General features: G+C 56.2%; 1 protein-coding gene. It reads right to left on the bottom strand.

Annotated features, from left to right (window positions below; all coding sequences use genetic code 11):
* The coding region (locus GOB85_RS18930; RefSeq protein ID WP_173578883.1) for an IS5 family transposase at positions 1-614 on the bottom strand (614 nt) is incomplete at its 3' end.
* Between the last annotated feature and the right edge of the window lie 51 nt (positions 615-665).

Genomic DNA, 665 nt, shown 5'->3' with positions numbered 1-665 from the left:
CTGACGATTTCGAGAGTGATGTCGTGCTCTTTTGCTGCATTGGCTGCTTTTGATCCGGTATAGCCCTGGTCAGCCCATGCCAGTTCAACGCTACCGTCTGTCGCCTGCTGAATGGCTTGCGCGAGCGGACCGGCTTCTGCCCGGTCATCCCTGTTTGCCGGTGTGACGTGCAGGGCCAGAAGATGCCCCAGGGTATCGACCGCCATGTGCAGCTTCGATCCGTTCTTTCTTTTCGCGCCATCATACCCGGCGCGCGATCCACTCTCAGGGGTCGAACGCAGTGTCCGGCTGTCGATAATCGCCGTTGTCGGCTCAGCCTGTTTTCCTGCAGCCAGCCGCAGCACAGCCCGGAGATCGTGGACAACAGCCTCGAAACATCCCGCTTCCATCCAGCGCCGGGATTGCTGATAAACCGCAGACCACGGTGGCAGATCATTCGGCATCGCCCGCCATGCAATACCGTAACGGATCACATACCGCAGACCGTTGAACAACTCTCTCAGATCATGACGCCGCTGTTCCGCATCCTCTTTCATCAGAAGGAGGTATGGAACAATCAGAGACCATTCTTCATCACTGACATCAGAGGGATACGGCCTGCGCGCAGTAATCATCCATCTTTACTGCACCATTCAGAAACGAAAGTACATAACACCCTCTAGCAG

The sequence above is a fragment of the Acetobacter fallax genome (assembly GCF_011516735.1).
Lineage (GTDB): Bacteria > Pseudomonadota > Alphaproteobacteria > Acetobacterales > Acetobacteraceae > Acetobacter > Acetobacter fallax.
Note: the sequence above shows the minus strand (reverse complement) of the source record. Positions and strands in the feature narration are given on the sequence as shown.